General features: G+C 48.1%; 26 protein-coding genes. 19 read left to right on the top strand and 7 right to left on the bottom strand.

The window, feature by feature from the left end:
* Positions 1-46 precede the first annotated feature (46 nt).
* From AC2T15_RS07005 to map, 7 genes are all read right to left on the bottom strand, one after another.
* Positions 47-448 (bottom strand): SufE family protein, encoded by a 402-nt coding sequence (locus AC2T15_RS07005; protein WP_053099773.1) that lies wholly within the window; start codon positions 446-448, stop codon positions 47-49.
* Positions 445-1653: an aminotransferase class V-fold PLP-dependent enzyme gene (locus AC2T15_RS07000; protein WP_486777858.1), complete on the bottom strand. Its 1209-nt coding sequence runs from the start codon at positions 1651-1653 to the stop codon at positions 445-447. The genes AC2T15_RS07005 and AC2T15_RS07000 overlap by 4 nt, the downstream gene beginning before the upstream one ends.
* 64 nt (positions 1654-1717) lie before the next feature.
* Positions 1718-2659: a 2,3,4,5-tetrahydropyridine-2,6-dicarboxylate N-succinyltransferase gene (locus tag AC2T15_RS06995; protein WP_486777857.1), complete on the bottom strand. Its 942-nt coding sequence runs from the start codon at positions 2657-2659 to the stop codon at positions 1718-1720.
* Between the two features lie 37 nt (positions 2660-2696).
* Positions 2697-3047: an ArsC family reductase gene (locus AC2T15_RS06990; protein WP_053105757.1), complete on the bottom strand. Its 351-nt coding sequence runs from the start codon at positions 3045-3047 to the stop codon at positions 2697-2699.
* Positions 3048-3056: 9 nt separating this feature from the next.
* Entirely contained in the window at positions 3057-3224 is a 168-nt protein-coding gene (locus tag AC2T15_RS06985; RefSeq protein WP_096334874.1) for a hypothetical protein, read from the bottom strand.
* Positions 3225-3269: 45 nt separating this feature from the next.
* Entirely contained in the window at positions 3270-5978 is a 2709-nt protein-coding gene (locus tag AC2T15_RS06980) for a [protein-PII] uridylyltransferase (protein WP_486777856.1), read from the bottom strand.
* 49 nt (positions 5979-6027) lie between these two features.
* On the bottom strand, positions 6028-6810 hold the full coding sequence (gene map / locus AC2T15_RS06975; RefSeq protein ID WP_053099768.1) for a type I methionyl aminopeptidase: 783 nt from the start codon (positions 6808-6810) through the stop codon (positions 6028-6030).
* Positions 6811-7113: 303 nt separating this feature from the next.
* Between map and rpsB the strand changes: the two genes are divergently transcribed.
* The 19 genes from rpsB (at position 7114) to AC2T15_RS06880 (ending at position 25467) form a co-directional block, all read left to right on the top strand.
* A complete protein-coding gene (gene rpsB / locus AC2T15_RS06970) occupies positions 7114-7851 on the top strand; it encodes a 30S ribosomal protein S2 (protein WP_053099767.1) in 738 nt (245 codons plus the stop codon).
* 107 nt (positions 7852-7958) lie between these two features.
* Positions 7959-8828 carry a translation elongation factor Ts gene (gene tsf / locus AC2T15_RS06965; RefSeq protein ID WP_053105546.1) on the top strand — a complete coding sequence of 290 codons (870 nt, stop codon included), beginning with the start codon at positions 7959-7961 and terminating at the stop codon, positions 8826-8828.
* Between the two features lie 148 nt (positions 8829-8976).
* Positions 8977-9720: a UMP kinase gene (gene pyrH, locus AC2T15_RS06960; protein ID WP_053099765.1), complete on the top strand. Its 744-nt coding sequence runs from the start codon at positions 8977-8979 to the stop codon at positions 9718-9720.
* Positions 9717-10274, top strand: coding sequence for a ribosome recycling factor (gene frr / locus AC2T15_RS06955; protein WP_053099764.1), 558 nt, complete (start codon positions 9717-9719; stop codon positions 10272-10274). Before pyrH ends, frr begins: the two co-directional genes overlap by 4 nt.
* Before the next feature lie 11 nt (positions 10275-10285).
* Entirely contained in the window at positions 10286-11032 is a 747-nt protein-coding gene (gene uppS, locus AC2T15_RS06950) for an undecaprenyl pyrophosphate synthase (protein ID WP_053102559.1), read from the top strand.
* A gap of 2 nt (positions 11033-11034) precedes the next feature.
* Positions 11035-11850 (top strand): phosphatidate cytidylyltransferase, encoded by an 816-nt coding sequence (locus AC2T15_RS06945; RefSeq protein ID WP_486777855.1) that lies wholly within the window; start codon positions 11035-11037, stop codon positions 11848-11850.
* On the top strand, positions 11847-13052 hold the full coding sequence (gene ispC, locus AC2T15_RS06940) for a 1-deoxy-D-xylulose-5-phosphate reductoisomerase (protein WP_486777854.1): 1206 nt from the start codon (positions 11847-11849) through the stop codon (positions 13050-13052). The genes AC2T15_RS06945 and ispC overlap by 4 nt, the downstream gene beginning before the upstream one ends.
* A gap of 15 nt (positions 13053-13067) precedes the next feature.
* Positions 13068-14408, top strand: a complete 1341-nt coding sequence (gene rseP, locus AC2T15_RS06935) for an RIP metalloprotease RseP (RefSeq protein ID WP_486777853.1) — start codon at positions 13068-13070, stop codon at positions 14406-14408.
* Positions 14409-14481: 73 nt separating this feature from the next.
* Entirely contained in the window at positions 14482-16848 is a 2367-nt protein-coding gene (bamA, locus tag AC2T15_RS06930) for an outer membrane protein assembly factor BamA (protein ID WP_486777852.1), read from the top strand.
* A 47-nt stretch (positions 16849-16895) separates the two neighbouring features.
* Complete coding sequence (locus tag AC2T15_RS06925; protein ID WP_053099758.1) at positions 16896-17399, top strand: OmpH/Skp family outer membrane protein; 504 nt, start codon at positions 16896-16898, stop codon at positions 17397-17399.
* A 6-nt stretch (positions 17400-17405) separates the two neighbouring features.
* Positions 17406-18434, top strand: a complete 1029-nt coding sequence (gene lpxD / locus AC2T15_RS06920) for a UDP-3-O-(3-hydroxymyristoyl)glucosamine N-acyltransferase (RefSeq protein WP_486777851.1) — start codon at positions 17406-17408, stop codon at positions 18432-18434.
* Between the two features lie 89 nt (positions 18435-18523).
* Complete coding sequence (fabZ, locus tag AC2T15_RS06915; protein WP_486777850.1) at positions 18524-18964, top strand: 3-hydroxyacyl-ACP dehydratase FabZ; 441 nt, start codon at positions 18524-18526, stop codon at positions 18962-18964.
* On the top strand, positions 18961-19737 hold the full coding sequence (lpxA, locus tag AC2T15_RS06910; protein ID WP_053099755.1) for an acyl-ACP--UDP-N-acetylglucosamine O-acyltransferase: 777 nt from the start codon (positions 18961-18963) through the stop codon (positions 19735-19737). Before fabZ ends, lpxA begins: the two co-directional genes overlap by 4 nt.
* Before the next feature lie 2 nt (positions 19738-19739).
* The gene (lpxB, locus tag AC2T15_RS06905) at positions 19740-20873 is read left to right on the top strand and encodes a lipid-A-disaccharide synthase (RefSeq protein ID WP_486777849.1); all 1134 of its coding nucleotides are present in this window, start codon (positions 19740-19742) and stop codon (positions 20871-20873) included.
* Positions 20873-21472 carry a ribonuclease HII gene (gene rnhB, locus AC2T15_RS06900; RefSeq protein WP_486777848.1) on the top strand — a complete coding sequence of 200 codons (600 nt, stop codon included), beginning with the start codon at positions 20873-20875 and terminating at the stop codon, positions 21470-21472. Before lpxB ends, rnhB begins: the two co-directional genes overlap by 1 nt.
* Before the next feature lie 39 nt (positions 21473-21511).
* Positions 21512-22360, top strand: coding sequence for a CvfB family protein (locus tag AC2T15_RS06895; protein WP_286593925.1), 849 nt, complete (start codon positions 21512-21514; stop codon positions 22358-22360).
* A gap of 33 nt (positions 22361-22393) precedes the next feature.
* A complete protein-coding gene (locus AC2T15_RS06890; RefSeq protein ID WP_486777847.1) occupies positions 22394-23557 on the top strand; it encodes an efflux RND transporter periplasmic adaptor subunit in 1164 nt (387 codons plus the stop codon).
* Positions 23544-24761 (top strand): ABC transporter permease, encoded by a 1218-nt coding sequence (locus tag AC2T15_RS06885; protein WP_286596388.1) that lies wholly within the window; start codon positions 23544-23546, stop codon positions 24759-24761. Before AC2T15_RS06890 ends, AC2T15_RS06885 begins: the two co-directional genes overlap by 14 nt.
* Positions 24754-25467, top strand: coding sequence for an ABC transporter ATP-binding protein (locus AC2T15_RS06880; RefSeq protein ID WP_053105536.1), 714 nt, complete (start codon positions 24754-24756; stop codon positions 25465-25467). Before AC2T15_RS06885 ends, AC2T15_RS06880 begins: the two co-directional genes overlap by 8 nt.
* Positions 25468-25526 lie beyond the last annotated feature (59 nt).

Raw genomic sequence — 25526 nt, 5'->3', positions numbered from 1 at the left:
GAAGCGGGCGCATACCTTAGCTGAAAATGCTTTTTGAGAAAAGTACTTAGTGTAGGCTGTGGGCTAAAAGCTGTTGAAATACGGTATGCAAGCCATTTGCTCGTGAGGGCGTAAGCTGTTGGTTAAGACCTAGTTGCTGGTACCACTGCAGCAAATCAACCCGCTGTAATGCACTGGGTGATAAGCCGTTAATTCTTACGTGCATTAGTGCTAATAAACCTTTGAGTAAGCGGGCTTCGCTGTCTATCAGGTAGTTGAGTTCAGGTGTTGTGGATTGGATACTGAGCCACACTTTAGCGGTGCAGCCTTCGACTAAATGTGCTGATGTGCGTAAGGCTTCTGGGTAGGCCGGCAATAAACTGGCAGCTTGTAGTACTAGGCGCGAGCGCTGCTCCCAGCTGTTACATGCGATAAAAGAGGCTAAAGTTTGTTCGGCTAGGGGAGTCATAGCAACAGCTCCAGTGCAGCATCATAGGCGCTAAAAAAACGGGTTAGGTCTTGGCTGTCATTATAAAAACCAAGCGATACCCGCAGCAAGCCTTGCTCAGCGCCGAGGGCTTTAAGTAGGGGCTGGGCGCAGTGACTACCGGCTCGAATGGCAATGCCTTGCTCTGCCAGTAAAGCGGCTAGATCAGCGCTATGTACCTGCGGGTGGGAGAAGCTGGCCAGCGCGCAATTAGGGCTGCCAGCAAATTCGACAGCTCGCTGTTCTAAACCTTCGATTAGCTGTTGATGCAGGGCCTGTTCATAGTGCTGGATTGCAGTTTGATCAAGATCGGCTAACCATTGCAGGACCTTGGCAAAGGCTAAAATGCCGGCAATATTAGGGGTGCCTGGTTCAAAGCCTAACGGCGCCGGTAAAAAGCTAGACTGCTCAATACTGCAGTGGGCTACCATCTCGCCACCAAACTGATAGGGACGCAGTAGGTTGTGCTGGGCTTGACTAGCCCAGAGGATGCCCACGCCATCAGGACCAAACAGCTTGTGTGAAGACAGCGCTAAAAAGTCACAGTGCTGCAACAATTGCTGATCAATGCGTTGGTGTACTGCATATTGGGTGCAGTCGAGTACGCGTAAAGCACCACACTGCTTAGCATGTTGTAGCGTGGGGGTGAGATCTTGAGTGATGCCAAACACATTGGACAATGGGCTAAGTGCTAGCAACTTGGTGTTAGGGGTAATTAGCTGCTTGGCTGCGATTGGGTCTAAGGCACCACTGGAATTAAAGGGCAGCACCACTAATTTTAGTTGTAAGCGCTGACACAGCTGTTGCCAAGGAATCAAGTTGGCATGGTGTTCATAGAGGCTGACTGCAATTTCATCACCAGGTTGAAACAGGTAGCTTAAGCCGTGACAGACCAGATTTAATGCATCAGTGGCTCCTTTAGTAAAAATTAACTGATCATTATCAGTGGCACCTAGCCACTGCAGTACGGTAGCGCGCGCTTGTTCTAGTTCTGCAGTGATCCGGTTAGCCAGTGCGTGCTGTGCACGGTGTACGTTAGCCACGCCACTCGCGTAGTGCTGCTGTAAAACTTGCAGCAGTATATGTGGTTTTTGCGCAGTGGCGGCGCTGTCTAAGTAGGTAACTCCTTGCTGATCGAATAACTCAAAACAAGGAAAGTGCTGGCGCCAAGGAGAAGTTAAATGCATAAAAGTGTTTACACTGCTAGCTCAGCATTGGCTGAGCTAGGAATTAAAGGTCAACTAATAGGGGTTACAACGGTTTTGGGGTGGCTAAGACTAGGCACTCAATTGCACCGGTTTGGGCGTTACGGCGAAAACTTAGATCGTGAGTATTGGCAAGGCTTTCGGCTTTCACGGTGCGGATTAAGTTTTGCTCAGCATCTAGCAAATTAATTAAGGTGCTGGCTTCAATGTGTAGACCTGACTCTACATGATTACGATCACCTAAAATAATCGACACGTGGGCGTGAGCACCAATTGAACAGTGTTCACCCGTCATCGCCAGGAGTTTTTGATTAAGGACGCTGCCCTCTACCCAGCTTTGCTCATCAACGCCCATATTGGCTTCAATGCAACCATCATGTAACACGCGAGTATGGCTTCCAAGATAAGCGCCAAGGCGCACTCGCGCACTGTCGGCAATATGCACATCAAGGGGCACTACGTAGTCGGTCATTTTGGGTAGCTGGTCTACCGAGAACACATCCAGTAAACGGCCTTTAATCCGTTCCTCAAGTTGTAAAGCCGCCACTTCGTTTAAATCTACCGCACCTAGATTAGTCCAGGCGACATTAGGCAGAAGATCAAATAAGCCTTCCAGATTCGTTTGTTGTGATTTGAGTAGGCGGTGAGAAATTAAGTGTAGCTTTAAGTAAGCGCCAGGGACTGTTTGTGGGGCATCGTCGTGTTCCAGTAAGGTGGCAACCGTTGGGCGATGACTTTCGGCCAGTCTGACCAAAAGGGCGCTTTGTTGGGGCGCAATATGCTTGAGTAAGTGCGCCAGCTCCGAGGCTTTATCCCAGTTAAATGGGATAATGGTGTTGCCGCCGTTATAGCCCAGAACCTGTTTTACTGCTTGTACAATAGCCGGATCTGGATTGAGCAGAGGTTGAGGGTAAAAGGTTTCTAACCAATCCCCTTGAAGGTTTTTTGAGCCAACGCCAAAGCCTAAGCTAAACAACGATTGCGACATAGAAGAGTCCTTTTGCATACAGAGGAAAAGAGGGCAACTAAGCGAATGCCTCGGCATAATATTCAGGCTTAAAGCCTACCAGCACTCTATCTTTCAGCGCCAAAATAGGGCGCTTAATCATAGAAGGGTTTTCTAGCATAAGGGCAATTGCTTTGTCTTGATTAAGGTCGCTTTTTTTCGCCTCATCTAGCTTGCGAAAGGTGGTGCCTGCTTTATTAAGAATTTTTTCCCAGCCGTGTTCATTGCACCATTGGGCTAGTCGTTCAGCATCAGCTCCTAAAGCTTTGTAGTCATGAAATTCAAACTCAATCCCATGCTCAGTTAACCATTTACGAGCTTTGCGGATGGTGTCACAATTTTTAATGCCATACATTACCAACTGGCTCATATTTGTCTCCTAATTAATCGCTAGATAAATTCGATAAACAATGGCGCCGAACATATTGGCCATGCCGATCATCATTAACAATACTCCCCAGCCTTTCTCACGCCAGCTATAGCCGAGCGTCAGTAAAAACATGCCGCAGCAGATCAGTACAGTCATTACGTTGAGTGGGTTGTCCATGTTATTCCTTAGCTGTCAGTAAAATGAGTGTGGCATTGAGCAGTATTAAATGCCGTGTAAGGCTGGGGAGCGTGGCTGTAAATCTTCGGCGGTGGTTAGCATTTCCATCAGCGCCTGATACAGTTGCTCGCATAGCTCTGGGTCGGATAAAGGCTGTTCATGTTGATCCGTAATAAAGAACACGTCTTCAATTCGTTCGCCTAAGGTTAGGATTTTAGCGCTATGCAGCGAAAGCTCAAAGGCGAGCAATAAGCGGGCAATGCGTACCAGTAAGCCTGGGCGATCGGGGGCAATAATTTCAATGACCGTGTGTGGGCCTTGGGCATCATTATGAATGCTTACCTGAGGAGTAAAGGCAAAGTGTTTTAGTTGTCTTGGCACACGGCGTTGAATGATGCTGGGGTAGTTGTCGGTATCTAGTAGCGCATCCAGCACCCCTTGGCGAATTCTTTCAATGTGCTCAGGATTATCACCAATGCGCTCGCCATCTGCGTCCAGCACAATATAGGTTTCAATGGTAAAGCCACTGCTTGCAGTAATAATCCGCGCATCTTGGGTGCTCAGGTTAAGCTGATCTAAGGCAGCAACGGTGACGGCAAAAAAGTCGATGCGATTGGGGGCATAGATAAACAGCTGAGTGCCGCCCTCCGTTTCGCGGTAAGTCGACTCACGAATCAGCACCAAGGGTTGCTTAGGATTGGCATGCTCTAAAATAGCTTGGGTATGCCAAGCGACGTCACCTGCGCTGTGGCGTAAAAAATACTCTTCGCCTAATTGCTTCCACAGTTTTTTAACTGCATCGGCATCAACACCTTCGCTGCAGAGTAAGCTAAGGGCAGTACTTTGGCGGGTGCTAATTTGCTCTTCACGATCCAGAGGATTAGCTAGGCCGCGGCGTAAAGCACGGCGTGTTTCGCTATACAGCTGACGCAATAACTGGGCTCTCCATGAATTCCAGAGTGTCGGATTGGTGGCATTAATATCCGCGACGGTTAGGACGTATAAATAATCTAAGCGAGTTTGATCCCCAACTAAGCGGGCAAAGTTATGAATTTCTTGTGGATCTGAAATATCTTTGCGTTGGGCGGTAGCCGACATAATGAGATGGCTTTTAACTAGCCAAGTAATCAGGCGCGTATCCCAGATCGGTAGGCGATGGCGAATGCAAAAGGCTTCGGCATCTACCGCGCCCAGCTCTGAGTGGTTGCCGCCACGGCCTTTACCGATGTCATGGTACAGCCCTGCCAGATAAATCAGTTCCGGCTTAGGCAGGCGCGCTAAAATCGCGCTGGCCAGTGAGAACTTTTCGGCAAAATCAGGGTGGCGCAATTTGCGTAGGTGTTTAATCAGGTTCAGGGTGTGGGCATCTACAGTATAGATATGGTACAGGTCATGCTGCATTTGCCCGGTGATCGCGCCAAACTCTGGTAAATAGCGGCCTAAAATTCCGTAGCGGTGCATCCGCCGCAGATTCATGTGAATGCCTTCTTTGCTTTTAAATAGCTCGATAAATAAGCTGGTGTTGCGAATATCTTGACGGAAGTTCTCGTCAATCAGGTGGCGGCTATCACGCAACAGGCGGATAGTGGCCGATTGCACGCCTTTAATTTCTGGATTTTGTGCCAGTAAGACAAAGGCCTCTAAGAGAGCAAAAGGTGTTTCGCGAAATACCTTAGGATGAGTAACCTCAAGGTAACCCGCACGTACCTGAAAGCGTTTATTGAGACACAGCGGCGGATGACTCTCATCATCGCGTAAAATGGTTTCTTCAAAGTACTGGCTGAGTAAATCACACAGCTTGCTAATGCCCATGACGGTGCGGTAGTACTTTTGCATAAACTGCTCGATGGCCAGCAGGTGTTCATTATCGCTATAGCCAAACTGCTCGGCGATTTTCCGTTGATAATCCAACAGGAGGCGGTCTTCTTCGCGGCCAGCTAACACATGCAAAGCGTAGCGCACTTGCCAGAGGAACTCGCGAGCCGAGTGAAATAAGCTGTATTCGGTGTCGGTTAAAAACCCAGAGCGTTGCAAATCTTCAAGGGAGTTAAAGTTAAACTGGCGACGTGCTACCCACAACACCGTTTGGATATCCCGTAGACCGCCTGGAGACGTTTTAACATTGGGCTCTAGGTTGTATTCGGTGTCGTTATATTTAAGGTGGCGGCTACGCTGTTCTTCCAGTTTAGCTAAAAAGAAAATAGCGCTGGGCCACATCTGCTCGGTTGAGATCTGCTGAGTAACTGCAGCTAATAAGGCCGGATCGCCGACTAGCGTACGGCTTTCCATCAGTGTAGTAACTACGCTGAGATCATCCGCTGCTTCGCTACTGCATTGGCTAAGGGTACGTACACTGTGACCAATATTAAGCCCTAAGTCCCAAAGCAACGTAATAAACTGGCTGGCTAGCTCTTGGGTGTCAGGGCAGGGGGTATCTGCCGTGAGCAACATAATATCAATATCTGAGTGTGGGTGCAGTTCACCACGGCCATAGCCGCCCACAGCAACTAGGGCAATTTGGGCACTGGCCGGCCAGGCAAATAATTGCCAAGCTTGTAATAGCAATTGGTCCATCACCCAGGCGCGGGCATGGATCAGTGGGGTAATTGGGTGGCCTTCAGCAAAGAGTTGATCTAGCCGCTGATCAGATTCTTCTTTTGCTTGACGAAATAGGCTGATTCGCTCGGCAGCGGAAGCGCTAGCCAGTGCTGCGAATGCTGTCTCATCAAACAGCTGGGCAGTGATGGGTGACATAGAGTTCCTCGCTAGCAAAAGAAGAAAAGATCAGATTGCTTTCTACTGTTTAAGGGGCAATTTTAGGAAAGGTTTCCTCATTGCGCAGGGTGAAAATTTCATAGCCGTCTGCAGTTACGGTTAGGGTGTGTTCCCATTGTGCAGTTAGCTTGCGGTCTTTAGTGATCGCGGTCCAGCCATCACCTAAGAGGCGGGTTTCTGGGCGGCCTAAGTTAATCATCGGCTCAATAGTAAAGGTCATGCCTTCTTTAAGCTCAAGACCGGTACCAGCGCGGCCATAGTGCAGTACTTGCGGTTCTTCGTGGAACACTTTACCAATACCATGTCCACAGTATTCGCGAACCACTGAGTAACCCTGACTTTCAGCGTACTTTTGAATCACTTCGCCAATATCACCTAATCGTGTGCCAGGGCGGACAATTTCAATGCCTTTATAGAGGCACTCTTGGGTGACGCGGCAGAGACGCTCAGCCCACTCCGGAGTGTTTCCGACTAAAAACATTTTGCTGGTGTCGCCATACCAGCCATCTTTAATGACAGTCACGTCAATATTGATGATGTCGCCATCTTTTAGTGGCTTATCATTGGGAATGCCGTGGCATACCACATGGTTCACAGAGGTGCAGATTGACTTAGGGAAACCATTGTAATTAAGCGGCGCGGGAATCGCCTGTTGCACCTGAGTGATGTACTCATGACTGATGCGGTTGAGTTCTTCGGTGGTCACGCCTACTTTGACGTGTGGCTCAAGCATCTCCAATACTTCGGCCGCGAGTCGACCGGCGATGCGCATTTTTTCGATTTCTTCAGGCGTTTTGATTGAAACACTCATGGTAGTTCTTTGACCTTTTAACGTAAGCGCTGTGCAAGCGCTAAGCTAAGTAAATAAAAACTTAGTTTAGCAGAAACTCGATTAGCCCGCCGAGCGCATCGTGCAATCTACGTTTAATCAGTAATCAATGTAGAAACCGCTGGCTTTAATGGGTGGTTTTGTGGTATAAAACGCGCCGCTTATACAGAATTAACTGTGTAGGTTTAAATCCACACACGTATCGACACGCTTTTCTGGGTGCCTTTTGGTAGGTTGGAATGCGGGATGCGTGGAGGCATAACCCATACATATTTAGGAATTATCATGACTCAACCAGTCTCTATGCGCGACATGCTGAAAGCGGGCGTACACTTCGGTCACCAAACTCGCTACTGGAACCCAAAAATGGGTAAGTACATCTTTGGTGCACGTAACAAGATTCATATCATCAACTTAGAAAAAACCTTACCTATGTTCAACGAAGCATTAAGCTTTATTGAAAAAACTGCTAAAGGTAAGAACAAAATTCTATTTGTTGGTACTAAGCGCTCTGCAAGCAAGATCGTGCGTGAAGAAGCTGCGCGTTGTGGCATGCCTTACGTTGATCACCGTTGGTTAGGTGGTATGTTAACCAACTACAAAACCATCCGTACTTCAATTAAGCGTCTGCGTGAGTTAGAAGCTCAAGCCCAAGACGGTACATTTGAAAAGCTAACTAAGAAAGAGGCGCTGATGCGTACTCGCGACCTAGAAAAACTAGAGCGCAGCTTAGGTGGTATTAAAGAAATGGGTGGTTTGCCTGATGCAATGTTTGTTATCGACGTTGATCACGAGCGTATCGCGATTAGCGAAGCAAACAAGCTGGGTATCCCTGTTATTGGTGTGGTTGACACCAACAGCAGCCCAGAAGGCGTAGACTACATTATTCCAGGTAACGATGACGCTATCCGTGCGGTACAGCTGTACTTAGGTGCAGTGGCTGATACGGTGATTCGCGTGCGTCAAGGTTCAGCGACCACTGCAGAAGAGTTTGTAGAAGTTGCTGAAGAAGCAGAAGCTTAATTTAAGCTAAGCTTAGCGACTAAAAAGAAGGGGGCTTGGCCCCCTTTTTGCCTAATACAGTGGCTCAGTGCAAGCTGGCCAATCAATGATTTAAAGAGGGTATGAATATGGCGCAGATTACTGCTGCAATGGTGAAAGAGCTTCGCGAGCGTACCGGTCAAGGTATGATGGACTGTAAAAAAGCACTCGAAGCTGCGGGTGGCGATATCGAAAAAGCAATTGACGATATGCGCGCAGCAGGTGCAATTAAAGCAGCTAAAAAAGCGGGTAACATTGCTGCCGAAGGTGCTATTGCCTATAAAGTAGCGGCTGATGGTAAGAGTGCGGTGATTATCGAGGTTAACTCGCAAACTGACTTCTTGGCTCTGCAAGATGATTTCAAAGCGTTCGTAGCCGAGAGCTTAGAAAAAGCAGCAGCAGAAAACTACACTGATGCCGCTCCACTGATCGAAGTGCAAGAGCCTGCGCGTGAAGCGTTAGTTGCCAAGTGTGGTGAAAACGTTAACATTCGTCGTCTAACTCGCGTTGAAGGTGATGTGTTAGGTGGTTACTTGCACGGTAACCGTATTGGCGTATTGGTGACCTTGAAAGGTGGTGATCAAGAGCTAGCGCGTGACATCGCGATGCACGTTGCTGCGAGCAATCCACAATTCTTAGATCCTTCTCAGGTTTCTGATGAGATGATCGCTAAAGAGAAAGAGATCTTCATGGCGTTAAACGCTGACAAGATCGCTGGTAAGCCAGAAAATATCGTGGAAAATATGGTAAAAGGCCGTATTAACAAGTTCTTAGCTGAAGGCAGCTTAGTTGAGCAGCCATTCGTTAAAGATCCAGAAGTGACTGTTGGTAAGTTGGCGGCTAACGCTGGCGCTGAAATCGTATCTTTCGTTCGCTATGAAGTGGGTGAAGGTATTGAGCGCGCAGAAGAAGACTTTGCTGCAGAAGTTGCTGCTCAGTTAGAAGCTGCTAAAAAGTAAGTTCAGGCTTACTTGATGTAGTACCCAAAGGCTGCCCGCTTATGCGCGCAGCCTTTTTTTTAATAACACGCCCCGTTTGTGGGCGTTCCGTATATAATATGCCCGTTTTGTTAAAATATATTTGAAAGAAACCGCAGGAGAATTACACATGTCTCAACAAGAGAGTGGCCGTAAGCCACGTTATAAGCGCATCTTGCTTAAACTCAGCGGTGAGGCTTTGATGGGCTCTGAGAACTTTGGGATTGATCCTAAAGTGCTGGACCGAATGGCCATTGAAGTGGGTCAGTTAATTGGTATTGGCGTCCAGGTTGGGCTTGTTATTGGCGGTGGAAACTTATTCCGTGGTGCTGCACTCTCGGCGGCGGGTATGGATCGGGTCACCGGCGACCATATGGGAATGCTAGCAACTGTGATGAATGCGCTAGCCATGCGTGATGCTTTAGAGCGCTCGAATATTCCGGCGTTGGTCATGTCAGCGATTTCAATGGTGGGTGTTACCGATCATTATGACCGACGCAAAGCCATGGGGCACTTGCGCAAAGGTGAAGTGGTGATTTTTTCAGCAGGAACAGGTAACCCGTTCTTCACCACCGACTCAGCTGCTTGCTTACGCGGAATTGAGATTAATGCCGATGTGGTGTTAAAGGCCACTAAGGTTGACGGCGTGTATACTGCTGACCCCTTTAAGTTTGCTGATGCTGAGAAGTTTGATCGCCTAACCTACGATGAAGTATTAGATCGTAAGCTTGAGGTGATGGACTTAACCGCTATTTGTCTGTGTCGCGATCATAAAATGCCATTGCGAGTGTTTAATATGAATAAGCCTGGGGCTTTACTAAACAGCGTACTGGGCGGCACCGAAGGAACCCTAATTGAGGAAGTAAAAGAATGATTAATGAAATTAAGCAAGACGCTAAAGAGCGTATGAGTAAATCCCTTGAGTCGTTACAGCATGCTTTTGCCAAAATTCGTACCGGTCGTGCGCATCCGAGCATTTTAGATAGCGTGATGGTTTCCTATTACGGTGCGGACACACCACTGCGCCAGGTGGCTAACGTGGTTACTGAGGACTCACGGACTTTGGCGCTGACCGTGTTTGATCGCAGCATGATCCAAGCAGTAGAGAAAGCTATTTTAACCTCAGATTTAGGCTTAAACCCTGCTACTGCAGGTACTACCATTCGCGTACCGATGCCAGCGCTTACTGAGGAAACCCGTAAGGGTTACACCCGTCAGGCGCGCCAAGAAGCAGAAAACGCGCGGGTAGCGATTCGTAATATTCGTCGCGATGCGATTAACCAGCTGAAAGACTTAGAGAAAGAAAAAGAGATCAGCGAAGACGAAGAGCGTCGTGCAGCGGATGAAATACAGAAGGTTACTGATGGCTTTATTGCCGATGTAGATAGCGCGTTGGCCGCCAAAGAAACCGACTTAATGGAAGTGTAATTGGATCAGTTATGAGCACACCCACAGCAAATCAAGCTATTCCGCGCCATGTGGCGATTATCATGGATGGTAATAATCGCTGGGCTAAAAAGCGTTTTTTACCTGGTGTAGCAGGGCATAAAGCCGGAGTAGATGCTGTTCGAGCAGTGGTTGAGGTATGCGCCGAAGCTGGCGTTGAAGTGTTAACCTTGTTTGCTTTCTCAAGTGAAAACTGGCAACGCCCAGAAGAGGAAGTAGGGGCGCTCATGAAGCTGTTTCTCAATGCGCTACGTAAAGAAGTGCGGCAGCTGGCTGAAAACGGGATTGGTTTAAAGATCATCGGTGATCGTAGCCGTTTTCAGCCAGAGCTCCAAAAAGCCATGAGCGAGGCAGAGCTGCAAACCGCCGAGAATAAGCGCTTAATTTTGCAAGTAGCCGCTAACTATGGCGGGCAGTGGGATATTGTCCAGGCCGCCCAACGGATTGCCCGCGAAGTGAAAGCCGGTCATGTGCAAATCGATGAGATAACACCTGATCTGCTACAAAACTGCTTATCAACTGCAGGTGTACCTGCTCCGGATCTTTGTATCCGTACCGGTGGTGAGCAGCGTATCAGTAACTTTTTATTATGGCAGCTTGCGTACAGTGAGCTGTACTTTTCGCCACTTTATTGGCCCGATTTTAAGCATACCGCCATGCGCGAAGCACTGGCTGCCTATGCTCAACGCCAGCGTCGTTTTGGTAAAACCAGCGAGCAAGTTGAGAAAGAAGGAGTATAACCATGCTTAAACAGCGGGTAATCACAGCGCTTTGGCTAGTGCCTTTAGCGCTATTAGGCTTTTTTTATTTAGACGGCATCGCCTACGCAGCTTTTATCGGCTTCGTGATCAGTTTAGGGGCCTGGGAATGGGCCGCCTTAGCCGGAATTAAGCAGGCGGTTGGGCGTGTTGGATACGCCATGCTGACTGCCGCTGCTTTGACTGGTCTTTATCAGTTGCCTCAACTGGCTAAACCGCTGTTGTTACTGGCAGTGTTGTGGTGGTTAGTGGCTACGTTAATGGTGCTCACTTTTCCGCGCAGTGTACGGGCTTGGGGAGGCGTGCTAGGTCAACTGTTGATAGGCTGGTTAGTTTTATTGCCGGCTTGGCAAGGTTTGATCACGCTAAAAACTTGGCCACAAGCTAATCTCTTGATTTTACTGGTCATGCTATTAATCTGGAGCGCAGATATTGGCGCTTACTTTACTGGCAAGCAATTTGGTCAGCGTAAGCTAGCGCCCGCTGTGAGTCCCGGAAAGAGCTGGGAAGGTGCGATTGGCGGTGTGCTGATTAGCTTGTTAGTGGCAGCCGGCATGGCATCTCAATTGAGTCATGTGTCTATTAGCGCCTGGGCTTTGGTGTTAATGGTGTTACCAGTAGTGGTGATTTCGATTATTGGTGATTTGACTGAAAGTATGTTTAAGCGCCACTCAGGCATTAAGGACAGCAGTAACTTACTGCCTGGACATGGTGGGGTTTTAGATCGTATTGACAGTCTAACTGCGGCCGTACCTATGTTTGTGGTGGTGTTATGGCTGGCTGGCTGGGGTACGCTGTGAACAACAATCGCGTGCAACAGATTACTGTGCTGGGAGCAACCGGCTCAATTGGCAGTAGCACCCTCGATGTGATTGAGCGCCACCCTGAACGTTATCAGGTCTACGCGCTTACCGCCCACCAGCAAGTAGAAAAGCTTGCGCAGTTATGTCAGCGCTTTCAGCCAGCGTATGCCGTGGTGGCAACCGAGCAAGCAGCAGAGCAATTACATGGGTTGTTAGCTGTAACAGAGACGTTGACGCAGGTGCTCTGTGGTGAGCAGGCCTTGGCTGAAGTAGCCAGTGCCCCTGAGGTTGATGCGGTGATGGCGGCGATTGTTGGCGCGGCGGGATTAAAGCCAAGCTTAGCTGCGGTGAAGGCAGGCAAGAAACTGTTGCTGGCTAATAAAGAAGCCTTGGTAATGTCTGGACAATTATTAATTGAGTTGGCACAGCGCAGTGGTGCGGTGATTTTACCGATTGATAGTGAGCACAACGCAATTTTTCAGTGTTTGCCGAGTCATTATCCCAAGCAGCTGGCGGAAGTTGGGGTACGTAAATTATTGTTAACTGCCTCTGGTGGACCACTGCGTCATATGAGTTATGCCGAGTTGGAGCAAGTCTCACCCGCTGAGGCCTGTGCACACCCGAATTGGTCGATGGGACGTAAAATTTCAGTAGACTCAGCCACCTTAATGAACAAAGGCTTAGAGTTAATTGAGGCGTGTTGGTTATTTAATTTACCTCCGGCGCAAATTGAAGTGGTGGTACATCCACAAAGTATTATTCATTCCATGGTGGAATATGTGGATGGGTCGATTTTGGCGCAGTTAGGAAATCCTGATATGCGCACACCGATTGCCCATGCCATGGCTTGGCCAGAGCGAATTGAGTCTGGCGTTCAGTCGCTAAATTTTTTTGAATTGGCAGCTCTAGAGTTTTATCCACCCGATACCGAGCGTTTTGCTTGCTTACGCTTAGCCCGTGAAGCGATGGATGCAGGTGGGGTAGCACCAGCGATTTTAAATGCAGCCAACGAGGTGGCGGTGGCGCAGTTTTTAGCAGGGCAGCTTAAGTTTACTCAGATACCTCAGCTAATTGAAGCGGTATTGACCAGCACGCCACACAGTGCAGCAGATGATTTAGCTAAGGTCTATCAAGCTGATTACTACGCTCGTGAACAGGCTCAGAAGTGGTTGGCTCAACATGCAGCCTATAGGCATTAATAGGTAAGAAAATCCTTGTATACCTTATTTGGCACACTCATCGCATTAGGCATTTTGGTTACCTTTCACGAGTTCGGGCACTTTTGGGTGGCGAGGCGTTGTGGGGTTAAAGTGTTGCGCTTTTCTGTAGGGTTTGGCATGCCGCTAATTAAGTGGCGTGATCGGCAAGGCACCGAGTTTGTGATTGCAGCGATTCCCTTGGGTGGCTATGTAAAAATGCTCGATGAGCGTGAAGGCCCCGTAGCAGAGAGCATGCTAAATCAAGCCTTTACCCAAAAAACCGTTAAGCAACGGATTGCTATTGTAGCTGCAGGACCTATTGCTAACTTTCTGTTGGCAATAGTGTTTTTTTGGTTGCTAGCGCTACTTGGTAGTCAAGAAATTCGCCCAGTGATTGGGAGTGTCGCGCCTGACAGTTTAGCTGAGCAAGCGGGTTTACAGGCGGGTATGGAGCTAACACAGGTTGATCAAACGCCCACCCATAACTGGGGAGAGGTGGCGGTGGCATTAATGCGTCAAGCAGGCAGCCATAAAACCTTAGAAATCAGCACTAAAACGGAGGCCTTTGCTACCGAGCAGCAACATCGGGTGCCGTTACAAGGCTGGTTGCGTGGTGCAGACGAGGTTAATCCTTTAATCGAATTTGGTTTAAGCATTTGGCAACCAGAAATTCCATCGATTGTGGCTCAGGTGCAAGAGGGATCGCCGGCAGCAGTAGCTGGACTGCAGTTAGGCGATCAGATTACTGCGCTCAATGGTGAGCCTTACGAGCACTGGCAAGGGCTGACTGAAAAAATTCGTCAACTCCCTAATCAGCCGGTCAGTTTAACGATTGTACGTGCCGGGCAGTCGCAAACGCTGGCTGTTACTCTCAGTAGTGCCAGCGACAATCCGCAGCAAGGCTTTTTAGGCGTGGGCGTACAACCTGGTGAATGGCCAGCGAGTATGTTGCGAGAGGTCAGCTTTAGTCCATGGAGTGCGTTACCCCACGCGGTTGCTGAAACCTGGAACACTAGCCTGATGACCTTGCAGTTTATGGGCAAAATGCTGGTAGGCGATTTATCGGTTAAAAATCTAAGTGGGCCGATTACCATTGCTAAAGTCGCTGGCGATAGTGCTGAAAATGGTATAAAAAGCTTTTTACGTTTTTTAGCATTATTGAGTATTAGCTTAGGTGTGCTAAATTTGCTGCCGATTCCGGTCTTAGATGGCGGGCATTTATTATTTTATTGCATTGAGTGGGCGCGTGGACGGCCACTTTCAGATAAGATACAAAACTTTGGTGTGCAAGTCGGTGTCATTTTAATTTTGGGTGTCATGTTACTGGCACTGTTTAATGACCTTGGACGCTTATAACTATGTATAGTAACTGGGCTGCTGTCACCGACTGCAGAGTGTTTAAACCTTCAATTGATATAGAAAGGACTTCATGAAACGTCTTCTGCTCCCCGCGGCTATGACCGCAATGATGATTGCTGAAGTTCACGCTGCGTCCTTCACCATCTCAGATATTCGTGTTAATGGCTTACAGCGTGTTTCTGCAGGCAGTGTATTTGCAGCACTTCCATTAAATGTAGGGCAAGAGGCCGACTCGCAAGAGTTAGCTGAAGCAACGCGCTCACTGTTTAAAACAGGCCTGTTTCAGGATATTGAGCTAGGTCGTGATGGCAGCGTGTTAGTGATCTCGGTGGTTGAGCGACCCTCAATTGCCAGTATTGAAATTGAAGGTAACAAGGCCATCAGTAAAGATGACTTGTTAAAGGGATTAAGCCAGTCTGGGCTAACTGAAGGAGAAATCTTTCAAAATGCTACCCTAGAAGGGGTTCGCAATGAGTTAGAGCGCCAATATGTAGCGCAAGGACGTTATTCAGCTAATATTGAAACTGAAGTTAACGAGTTACCGCGTAACCGTGTAGGGATTAAAATTACGGTTAACGAAGGCGCAATCGCAAAAATTCAGCATGTTAATATCGTGGGCAACAGTGTTTTTGATAATGAAGAATTGGAAGCATTGTTTGAGCTCAAGCCTAAAAAATGGTACTCACTGTTTAGCAGCAGTGATAAGTATGCGCGGGAAAAACTCTCTGGCGATCTAGAACGGTTACGTTCTTACTACCTTGATCGCGGTTATATCAATATGGATATAACCTCAACCCAGGTATCCATTACTCCAGATAAAAAGCATGTCTACATTACGGTCAATATTGATGAGGGTAAGCAATACAAAATTCGTGAGATTGCGCTCTCAGGTGACTTGAAAGTTGATGAAGATGAAATTCGTGGACTAATTTTATCGCGCCCAGGACAGGTGTTCTCTCGCCAAGTGATGACCAGTAGTTCTGAGCTGGTGATGCGGCGTTTAGGTAACGAAGGCTATACCTTTGCTAACGTTAATGCGATTCCGCAAACCCATGATGAAGACAACACGGTGACTTTAACTTACGTAGTTGATCCAGGTAAGCGTGCTTATGTTAATCGCATTAACTTCCGTGGTAATACCAAAACTGCCGACGAAGTACTGCGCCGTGAAATGCGACAAATGGAAGGTGGCTGGGCTTCGACCTACTTAATTGATCAGTCGAAAACCCGCTTAGAGCGCTTAGGCTATTTTAAAGAAGTCAAAGTTGAAACCCCACAAGTACCAGGCGCTGATGATCAGGTTGATGTAAATATCAGCGTCGAAGAGCAACCCTCTGGCTCGATTACCGCCAGTATTGGTTATGCGCAGAATGCGGGGCTGATCTTAGGTGGCTCGATTAGCCAGAGTAACTTCCTAGGTACTGGTAACAAGGTCAGTTTGGGCCTGACGCGCAGTGAGTATCAGCAGAGCTATAACTTCAGCTTTGTTGATCCCTACTGGACCCAAGACGGTGTGAGTCTGGGCTACAACATGTACTACCGCAAAACCGACTACGATAAGCTCGACGTTGACCTCTCTAACTACTCGGTCGATAGCTTAGGCGCTGGGGTTAACCTGGGTTACCCAATCAGTGAAACCTCGCGCTTGAATTATGGCTTAACCGTCCAGCAAGATAAAATCAAAACTGGCCGTTACCCAGTAGAAGAAATTGCTGAGTTCACCGATAAAGAAGGTAAAAGTTACACCAACTTTAAAGCGTCGATTGGCTGGTCTGAATCTACCTTAAACCGTGGTTTATTACCGACCCGTGGTCATTCTCAAAGCTTAAGCTTAGAAACCACCGTGCCGGGCAGTGATCTGTCGTTTTATCGTCTGGACTATAGCGGGCAAATCTTTAAGCCGTTATCAGAGAACTACGGGTTACGTTTCCATGCTGACTTAGGCTATGCCGAAAGTTATGGTTCAACTTCTGAACTGCCATTCTATGAGCATTACTATGCTGGAGGCTTTGGCTCGATCCGTGGATTTAAAGACGGTACCTTAGGCCCGCGCAGTACGCCGTATGGCCATGGAACTATACCGCGTGATTATAAAGATCCAGATAATGACCCGTTACCATTCGGTGGTAACGTGCTGGTGCAAGGTGGGGTGGAGTTAATGTTCCCAATGCCCTTTGTTAAGGATCAGCGCTCATTCCGCACTGTAGTGTTCTGGGATGTGGGTAACGTGTTTGATACTAACTGCAGTAAGTGGCAGAAAAACCGTAATGAATCCGGTTGTAGCTTTAGTTATGACAACGTCGCCAGCTCGGTGGGGGTTGGCTTAACTTGGGTGACCGCTCTAGGCCCCTTAAGCTTTAGCTTAGGGACACCGATTAAGAAACCTGACAATGCCGATACCCAAGTCTTCCAGTTCTCACTGGGTCAAACATTCTAAGCGTCAATTTAACCGTAGAATAAGTTAAATAAAGGAAGGAGTAATACATGCGTAAGTTAACTCAGTTAGTCGTCGTATCTTTGGCGCTTATGGCAGCCCCTGCGTTTGCTCAGATGAAAATTGCGGTACTGGATTACCAAATGGCTTTGCTGGAGTCGAATGCAGCGAAAAAATACGCGGTTGATGCAGAGAAAAAATTTGGTCCGCAGCTCAACCAATTGAAAAAGCTCGAGCAGGATGCGAAAAAAATTCAAGATCGCTTGGTTAAAGAAGGCGATAAGATGAAACAAGCTGATGCTGAGCGTTTAGAGCTAGACTTCAAACAAAAAGCCCGTGATTTTCAAATTAAGTCGCAGCAATTAAATGAAGCCAAAGCCGTAGCTGATCGCGATATGTTGCAAGTACTCAAACCACAGCTAGATAAAGCAGTGGAGACTATTTTAAAAGCCGGTAATTACGATTTAGTGATTGATAGTGCAGCGGTGGTTGATGTTAAACCACAATATGACATCACTTTGCGTGTTATTGAGAAGATGAACCAGTCACGCTAATAGATTATGAAAAACAAGCAAATTACCTTGGCCGAACTAGCAGAATTTTTGCAGGCCAAGTTACAGGCTAATCCTGAAGCAACCGTTTCAGGATTAGCGGCACTGGATCATGCTCAGCCTGATCAGCTGAGTTTTTTATCCAGTAGCAAATACCGTAAAAGTCTAGACAGTACCCAAGCAGGTTGTGTGTTGTTGACCGCAGACGACGCAGAGGGATACTCGGGACCCTGCCTGATTGTGGCTGATCCTTACTTAGCCTATGCCAAGGTTTCCCATTGGTTTGATGATAAGCCCGTGGCTGTGGCTGGGATTCATCCATCGGCGGTAGTGGATGCAACAGCGCAGGTGCACCCTGAGGCGAAAATTTCCGCGCATGCGGTCATTGAAGCGCATGCAGTCATTGGTGCTGGCAGCTATATTGGCGCCGGAACTGTGATTGGCGCACACTCTGTGGTGGGTGCTGACTGCTGGATTGCACCGAATGTCACGATTTACCATAGAGTGCGCATGGGTGATCGGGTATCAATTCAAAGTGGTGCGGTGCTTGGTGGTGAGGGCTTTGGCTTTGCTAATCATCAAGGGCAGTGGCACAAAATTGCTCAAATAGGTGGCGTCAGTATTGGTCACGATGTGGAAATTGGAGCCAATACCACCATTGATCGCGGCGCCATTGAAGACACCCTAATTGGTAATGGGGTGAAGCTCGACAACCAAATTCAGATCGCCCATAACGTGCAAATTGGTGATCACACCGCGATGGCGGCCTGTGTGGGGATTTCCGGCAGTGCGAAAATTGGTAAGTACTGTATGCTAGCCGGTGGCGTTGGCTTGGTGGGGCATATCGAAATTTGTGACGGTGTCTTTATTTCAGGTATGACCATGGTGACGCATTCGATTACTGAACCAGGGGCTTACTCGTCGGGTACAGCAATGCAGCCAGCGAAAGAATGGAAAAAGAATGCAGTACGTTTTCGTCAACTGGATGATTTTGCCAAGCGTTTACGCGCATTAGAGAAAAAACAAGCTGACACTTAAGCTTAAAGTGATTAGCATCTTTTATATTTTGTGTGTTTGATTAGTATTTTTGCACAGTGATCTGTGCTTTTTTTAAGGCTACTGCTGAAATGATGGACATTAATGAGATTCGCCAACTCCTTCCTCACCGATATCCGTTTTTATTAATTGATCGGGTGATGGAGATTGATTTAGACGCTAAGTCTATCCGTGGCTATAAAAATGTCAGTATTAACGAGCCGTTTTTTGCCGGACACTTTCCACAGCATCCGATTATGCCGGGTGTTTTAATCGTTGAAGCCATGGCACAGGCAGCGGGTGTGCTCGGGTTTAAAATGATGGATACCGAGTCCCAAGAAGGTACGCTGTACTACTTTGTGGGCTCAGATAAATTGCGCTTTCGTCATCCTGTGATGCCGGGTGATCAATTAGTACTTGAGGCAAGTTTCTTAAGTGCTAAACGCGGAATATGGAAGTTCGCTTGCCAAGCAAGCGTTGAAGGGAAACTGGTTTGTTCAGCTGAAATTATTTGTGCGGAACGAAAATTATGAGTGAAATTGACGCTCGTGCAATTATAGATCCTGCAGCTAACATTGCAGACGACGTCGAGATTGGCCCTTGGTCAATTATTGGTCCTGATGTAGTCATCGAGTCCGGTTGTGTGATTGGTCCCCATGTAATTATTAAGGGACCAACGCACATTGGTAAAAATAACCGCATTTATCAGTTTGCTAGCCTAGGTGAAGATACCCCGGATCGAAAATACAAAGGCGAGCCTACGCGCTTAGTTATCGGTGACGATAATATTATTCGCGAAGGAGTGACCATGCACCGTGGCACTATTCAAGATCGCAATGAAACCACCATCGGTAACAGTAACCTGATTATGGCTTATGCCCATATTGGTCATGACAGTGTAGTGGGCAATCATTGCATTTTAGTGAATAACACCGCGTTAGCAGGGCATGTGCATATTGATGACTGGGCTATTTTGTCCGGCTATACCTTAGTGCATCAGTTTTGCCACATTGGGGCCCATAGTTTTGCCGCCATGGGCACAGCGATTGGTAAAGATGTGCCAGCTTTTGTGACCGCCGCTGGGAACCCAGGTGAAGCACGCAGCATGAACTTTGAAGGGATGCGTCGCCGTGGTTTTAGCGAAGAAGCGATGCATGCACTGCGCCGCGCCTATAAGGTCGTGTATCGCAACGGCTTAACCGTTGAGGCAGCACTGCTGGAGCTGAAAGATTTATGTCTTGAGTTTCCAGAAGTTAACTTGTTTTGCGATTCGATTCGCAACTCGACGCGAGGCATTATTCGCTAGTAATGCGCCCGCTTAAAATAGCCTTGGTAGCAGGCGAAGCTTCCGGTGATATTTTAGGTGCAGGCTTAATGTCGGCACTTAAACAACAAACTCAAGCGCCCATTGAGTTTGTTGGAGTCGGCGGGCCGTTAATGGAAGAACAAGGTCTAACGAGTTATTTTCCCATGGAGCGCTTAGCGGTCATGGGCTTAGTCGAAATCCTAGGGCGGATTCGCGAGTTGACGCGGCGTCGTAAACAGCTGATTAAAGACTTGTTGGCCGAGCGTCCCGATGTATTTATTGGAATTGACTCTCCCGATTTTACCTTAGAGATCGAGTTGCAGCTGCGACAGCAAGGCATTAAAACCGTGCATTATGTCAGTCCATCGGTGTGGGCCTGGCGACAAAAACGGGTGTTTAAAATTAAGCAGGCCTGTGATCTGATGCTGACTCTGCTGCCGTTTGAGGCGCAGTTTTATCATGCCCATAAGGTGCCGGTGAAGTTTGTAGGCCATCCGCTAGCCGACACAATTGCCTTAACCCATGATAGCCAGCCGGCTAAGCAAGCACTGGGGCTGGCTCTCGAGCAACCGGTGATTGCTTTGTTGCCCGGGAGTCGCGGTGGAGAGGTTGGCAAGCTAGCGCCGTTGTTTATTCAAACAGCAGAGTATTTAACGCAGCAGCAACCCAATCTACAGTTTGTGTTACCTGCCGCTAATGCAGCCCGTTATGAGCAAATAAGCGCCTTACTCGAAGCCCGTAGCCAAGCTCAAGCTAATATTCAGTTAGTGCAAGGGCAGTCGCAGCGGGTGCTACAGGCCAGTGATGCGGTATTAATAGCCTCCGGTACGGCCACCTTAGAAACCATGCTATTTAAAAAGCCGATGGTGGTGGCGTATAAACTGGCACCTTTAACCTTTGCGATCTTAAAGCGCTTAGTTAAAACGCCTTATATTGCGCTGCCAAATCTATTGGCTAATCAAGCCTTGGTGCCTGAGTTTATTCAACAGCAAGCCACTCCAGAACACTTAGCTAAGGCCCTGCAACAGGTATTAGCTCAGCCTGAACAACAAACACAGCATTTTATGCAGCTCCATCAAGGGCTACGTAAAGATGCTTCAAATCAAGCAGCTAAAGCGGTACTGGAGTTGCTGTAATGCAAATCGGCTTAGACTTTGAACGTGTCGAATCGTTGGTGGCAGGAGTAGATGAGGTAGGGCGTGGCCCCTTATGTGGCCCAGTAATCACCGCAGCGGTGATTCTCGACCCAGCACGACCGATTAACGGATTAAATGACTCAAAAAAGCTCAGTGAAAAAAAACGCGAGTTGTTGTTTGCTGAGATTCAAGAAAAAGCCTTTGCTTGGCATATTGCTCGAGCAGAAGTGGCAGAAATTGATCAGCTAAATATCTTACATGCCACTATGTTAGCTATGCAGCGTGCAGTTGAAGGTTTGGCTATTACGCCAAAGCTGGCATTAATTGATGGCAATCGTTGCCCACAATTGAGTGTGCCTTGTCGTGCGGTGGTGCAGGGTGACAGTGAAGAGCCAGCGATTGCCGCAGCGTCGATTTTGGCCAAGGTAGCCCGCGATCGAGAAATGCAGCACTGGGATCAGATGTATCCAGGTTATGGCATGGCACAACATAAAGGCTACCCAACTGCGGCGCATTTAGCTGCATTAAAAGCCTTAGGCGCAACGCCGATTCATCGTCGTTCTTTTGCTCCAGTGAAGCGTGCGCTAGGCTTAGTATAAATTTATTTTCGGGTGCAAAGCACCCAATCGAGGTTTGATATGGCAGTTTTGGGAACCATGAATACACTGCAAGTGATTCGTCAGGTTGAATTTGGCGTGTATTTAGATGGTGATCAGTACGGGGATATTTTGTTACCCAACCGTGAAATGCCGAAAGATGCAGAGGTAGAGCTAGAAGACTGGCTGAATGTATTTATTTACTTAGACAGTGAAGATCGAGTGATTGCCACCACGCGTAAGCCCAAAGCTCAAGTGGGTGAGTTTGCTAGTTTAAAGGTAGTGGATATTAACCGCGTTGGGCTCTTTTTAGATTGGGGGCTGAGTAAAGATTTACTGTTACCCCACTCAGAAGAAAAAAAGCCCTTGCAGGTAGATGATTATGTGGTGGTTTATGTTTACCAAGATGAGCGCACTGGCCGTTTAGTAGCGACTGCCCACCTTGATAGCTTTTTGCAGGATACCGCTGAAGCCGATACCTATGCCAAAGGGCAGGCGGTATCGGTGTTGATCGCTGAGCGCACCGATTTAGGCTATAAAGCGATTATTGATAAAACTTACTGGGGGCTTATTCATAACAATGAAGTGTTTAAGTTTATTCGCCCCGGCATGCAAGAAACCGCCTATATTCGTGAAATCCGTGAAGACGGTCGCATTAGTTTAAGCTTGCAGCCCCAAGGTGCTGAGATGCGAGATGAGTTAGCCGAGCGTATTTTGCAGGCAATTGATGCAGCAGGCGGACGTTTAGCTTTAAGCGATAAGTCACCTGCGGCTGAAATTGCTGAGGCATTTGGGGTCAGTAAGGGTAACTTTAAAAAAGCCTTAGGGGGGTTATATAAGCAACAGTTGATTAGCATCTATCCCACCTATATTGAGCGCACAGCCAGTTAAGCACAGCTTAGCTAGCAGCACGGGACTTAAGCCATGGCCAAAAAACGCTTTGCATGGGCAGTACTTGTCTTAAGCTTAGTGGTTGCTGTGGCGCTGATTTGGCATTATCGCCTGCCACGGGTGGAGTTGATCACCACTGAGCTCACAGCGATTGAACAGCGTGTGGTAGCCAGTGGTGAATTGCGCTATCAGCAAGTGCATCAGGTGGCAGCAGAAATCACAGGTACAGTCACTGCGCGGAAGGTACGTGAGGGAGATCAAGTGCAGGCTGAACAGTTGTTGATTACGCTGGATCGACAACAGGCAGATAATGCGCTTAAGCAAGCGCAGATGCTATTAACCCAGGCCTTAAAAAGTCGCCAGCCACAGTTGCAAGCTGCGCTAACTGAGGCAACTGCGCAGCGCCAGCAAGCCCAACGAGAATTGGATCGGCGACTTGATTTAGCAAAGCGCGGATTTTTAAGTCAAGAAGCGGTCGAACAGGCGCGTTTGCAACTACAGCGTCTACAGCAGCAACAGCAACAAGCGCTATTGGCTAATCAGGATTTGTCCTTACAGGGAGCTGAGTTGAGGCGGCTACAAGAGCAGGTGGCTGCAGCGCAACTCAGCGTAGATAAAACTCAGATTACCGCCCCTTTTAGCGGCGTCATTTTAAGTAAAGAAGTCGAGCAGGGTGATGTGGTACAGCCTGGCCAGCGTTTGCTGACTTTAGCCGATACCGACAGTTTAGAGGTGATCATGGCGCTTGATGAGCAGTACAGCGCGCCGGTCAGCTTAGGGCAGCGAGCTAGCGTGATTATTGACGCTTGGCCGGAACAGCTACTCACCGGGCAGGTCAGCTTTATTGCGCCGCAAGTAGATGCCAGTCGTGGCACCTTGGATATCCATATTCAATTGGCCCGCTGGCCCGCTGCAATCATCCCCAAACACGGTATGACGGCATCGGTTACTTTACATGTAGCCCAGCGTCAGCAGGCAGTAGTACTGGATCGAGCGGTGCTGGCTTGGGATCAGCAGCAACAGCCTTTCGTCTGGGTGTTAGATGCAGCGCAGCGATTGCATAAGCAAGTGATTGAGTTAGGTTTAACTAATCAGCAGTCGGTTGAGGTGGTTAAAGGTTTAGCCCCCAAGCAGTGGGTGGTGATTCCCCAGCCCTCTTTGCGCGCCGGACAGCGAGTGCGCTATGACACTCAATGAGTTATGGACTGAGCGCCTGATTGCTTGGCATTTTCTGAAACAAAATCGCCAGCAGACGTTGCTTATTAGCCTAGGAATTGCCCTAGGAACAGCGGTAATTATCTTTATTAGCGCACTGATGGGAGGGCTGCAGGCCAATATTGTCGAGCGGACCCTTGGTGCTTTGCCGCATATTAGTTTGGAAATGCCTCAAGAAATTAATCATCAGCCACCGTCTAGCGCTGCCAGCACGGTATTTACCGATGAAAGTTTACGGCCTAAACGTCTGCGTACAATTTATAACTGGCAGGCGGTGGTTGAACGCTTAGAGCAAACCGCTGGTTTAACTGCAGTGTCGCCGATTATTGCTGGGCCGGCCATCGTGCTGCGGGGTAAAGCACGGGTAGCAGTAACTACCATTGGTATAGATTTAGCGCGCTATATCCAAGTAACGCCATTAGATCAGTATTTAATTGCCGGACAGCTAACGGTCGGTTCAGGTTATACCCTGATTGGTCAACAGCTAGCTGAAGACTTAGGCGTTAAGGTTGGCGATAAACTACGTCTTGAAGGGACTAATCAGCAGCTACACCTGTTAACTATCGCAGGAATTTTTAATGCGGGCAGCAAAGAGCTGGATAGCCGTTATTTATACCTTAATTTAAAGCAAACCCAAGCGATTCAGAGCCTGCCTGGTGGCGTGACACGGATTGAGTTGAAAACTGAGGAGATTTTTTCCGCCCAGCAACAAGCCCAGCAATTGCAGCGTATAACCGGCTTACAGGTGGAAAGTTGGATGCAGCAAAACACGCAAATTTTAAATGCCTTAACTTCGCAACGGATGGCCACCGGCTTAATTCGATTTTTTATTGCAATTTCTGTGGCGTTTGGTATTGCCAGTGTATTAGCCGTCAGTGTGGCTCAGCGCACTCGAGAAATCGGAATTTTGCGGGCAATGGGTGCTTATCAGCAACAAATCTTGCGGGTATTCTTAGTGCAAGGAACCGTGTTGGGGTTCTTGGGCGCACTAGTAGGCAGTGGGTTAGCGGCAGGACTAATTGGCTTGTTTAACCAGTGGGGGACGCAATTATTTAGCGTGCGATTAACTGGCTCATTAGTAGCGGCCAGTATCGGGATTGCGATGCTCAGTGGTTTGCTAGCGGCCTGGTTGCCAGCACGGCGTGCAGCGCGCTTAAATCCAGTAGAGGCAATACGTTATGCCTAAGACGCTACCGATTTTACAGTTAAGTGATATTAGTAAAAGTTTCAACCAGGGCATTTTGCTTAAGCCAGTATTAAGCCAGATCAATTTAACACTGATGCCAGGCGAGTTAGTGGCCTTAATTGGCCAGTCGGGATCAGGCAAGTCGACCTTGCTCAATATTATGGGCCTGTTAGATCAAGCCAGCAGTGGCGAGCTGTATATTCAGCAGCAGCCGGTTAGCGGGCTCAGCGATGCCGAGAAAACCCAGTTACGTAATCAACTGATTGGCTTTGTGTTTCAGTTTCATCACTTACTGAGCGCCTTTAGTGTGTTAGATAATGTGCTGTTGCCTGTGATGCTGCGCCAAGGTAAACCTAAACCTGCACACCTTGAGTATGCCAAGCAGCTGTTAGCCGAAGTGGGGCTGGGCGATGTGCTGCAGCGCTCGGCGTTACAGTTATCCGGTGGTCAGCAGCAACGGGTGGCGATTGCCCGGGCGCTGATTAATCGACCTAAATTACTTTTGGCCGATGAACCAACGGGAAACTTAGACAGTGAAACCTCAGCAGAGGTATTTGCCTTATTTAAGCGCTTAAATCAAACGCTAGACTGTTCAATTGTGGTGGTGACCCATGATTTAAGCATTGCCCAGCAATGTCCGCGGACTGTGCAGTTAAAGGATGGGCAGGTGATTTATGATGGTGATTCGCTAGGGCTGACGAGTTAACAGCATAAAACCGCCCGTAGGCGGTTTTATTGGTGCAACTGATAAGCTTGGCGGCCTAG

The organism is Thiopseudomonas sp. SA1F2-1K (assembly GCF_057443035.1).
Note: the sequence above shows the minus strand (reverse complement) of the source record. Positions and strands in the feature narration are given on the sequence as shown.

What these genes read in the sequence shown, in the direction of transcription:
- bamA (WP_486777852.1), top strand. Translation starts at nt 14,482, where the DNA reads ATGAAACGTCTTCTGCTCCCCGCGGCTATGACCGCAATGATGATTGCT.
- AC2T15_RS07005 (WP_053099773.1), bottom strand. Translation starts at nt 448, where the DNA reads ATGACTCCCCTAGCCGAACAAACTTTAGCCTCTTTTATCGCATGTAAC.
- rpsB (WP_053099767.1), top strand. Translation starts at nt 7,114, where the DNA reads ATGACTCAACCAGTCTCTATGCGCGACATGCTGAAAGCGGGCGTACAC.
- tsf (WP_053105546.1), top strand. Translation starts at nt 7,959, where the DNA reads ATGGCGCAGATTACTGCTGCAATGGTGAAAGAGCTTCGCGAGCGTACC.
- frr (WP_053099764.1), top strand. Translation starts at nt 9,717, where the DNA reads ATGATTAATGAAATTAAGCAAGACGCTAAAGAGCGTATGAGTAAATCC.
- AC2T15_RS06990 (WP_053105757.1), bottom strand. Translation starts at nt 3,047, where the DNA reads ATGAGCCAGTTGGTAATGTATGGCATTAAAAATTGTGACACCATCCGC.
- AC2T15_RS06890 (WP_486777847.1), top strand. Translation starts at nt 22,394, where the DNA reads ATGGCCAAAAAACGCTTTGCATGGGCAGTACTTGTCTTAAGCTTAGTG.
- map (WP_053099768.1), bottom strand. Translation starts at nt 6,810, where the DNA reads ATGAGTGTTTCAATCAAAACGCCTGAAGAAATCGAAAAAATGCGCATC.
- fabZ (WP_486777850.1), top strand. Translation starts at nt 18,524, where the DNA reads ATGATGGACATTAATGAGATTCGCCAACTCCTTCCTCACCGATATCCG.
- AC2T15_RS06985 (WP_096334874.1), bottom strand. Translation starts at nt 3,224, where the DNA reads ATGGACAACCCACTCAACGTAATGACTGTACTGATCTGCTGCGGCATG.
- AC2T15_RS06980 (WP_486777856.1), bottom strand. Translation starts at nt 5,978, where the DNA reads ATGTCACCCATCACTGCCCAGCTGTTTGATGAGACAGCATTCGCAGCA.
- lpxB (WP_486777849.1), top strand. Translation starts at nt 19,740, where the DNA reads ATGCGCCCGCTTAAAATAGCCTTGGTAGCAGGCGAAGCTTCCGGTGAT.
- AC2T15_RS06880 (WP_053105536.1), top strand. Translation starts at nt 24,754, where the DNA reads ATGCCTAAGACGCTACCGATTTTACAGTTAAGTGATATTAGTAAAAGT.
- lpxD (WP_486777851.1), top strand. Translation starts at nt 17,406, where the DNA reads ATGAAAAACAAGCAAATTACCTTGGCCGAACTAGCAGAATTTTTGCAG.
- AC2T15_RS06885 (WP_286596388.1), top strand. Translation starts at nt 23,544, where the DNA reads ATGACACTCAATGAGTTATGGACTGAGCGCCTGATTGCTTGGCATTTT.
- pyrH (WP_053099765.1), top strand. Translation starts at nt 8,977, where the DNA reads ATGTCTCAACAAGAGAGTGGCCGTAAGCCACGTTATAAGCGCATCTTG.
- AC2T15_RS06895 (WP_286593925.1), top strand. Translation starts at nt 21,512, where the DNA reads ATGGCAGTTTTGGGAACCATGAATACACTGCAAGTGATTCGTCAGGTT.
- AC2T15_RS06945 (WP_486777855.1), top strand. Translation starts at nt 11,035, where the DNA reads ATGCTTAAACAGCGGGTAATCACAGCGCTTTGGCTAGTGCCTTTAGCG.
- rnhB (WP_486777848.1), top strand. Translation starts at nt 20,873, where the DNA reads ATGCAAATCGGCTTAGACTTTGAACGTGTCGAATCGTTGGTGGCAGGA.
- AC2T15_RS06995 (WP_486777857.1), bottom strand. Translation starts at nt 2,659, where the DNA reads ATGTCGCAATCGTTGTTTAGCTTAGGCTTTGGCGTTGGCTCAAAAAAC.
- lpxA (WP_053099755.1), top strand. Translation starts at nt 18,961, where the DNA reads ATGAGTGAAATTGACGCTCGTGCAATTATAGATCCTGCAGCTAACATT.
- uppS (WP_053102559.1), top strand. Translation starts at nt 10,286, where the DNA reads ATGAGCACACCCACAGCAAATCAAGCTATTCCGCGCCATGTGGCGATT.
- AC2T15_RS06925 (WP_053099758.1), top strand. Translation starts at nt 16,896, where the DNA reads ATGCGTAAGTTAACTCAGTTAGTCGTCGTATCTTTGGCGCTTATGGCA.
- AC2T15_RS07000 (WP_486777858.1), bottom strand. Translation starts at nt 1,653, where the DNA reads ATGCATTTAACTTCTCCTTGGCGCCAGCACTTTCCTTGTTTTGAGTTA.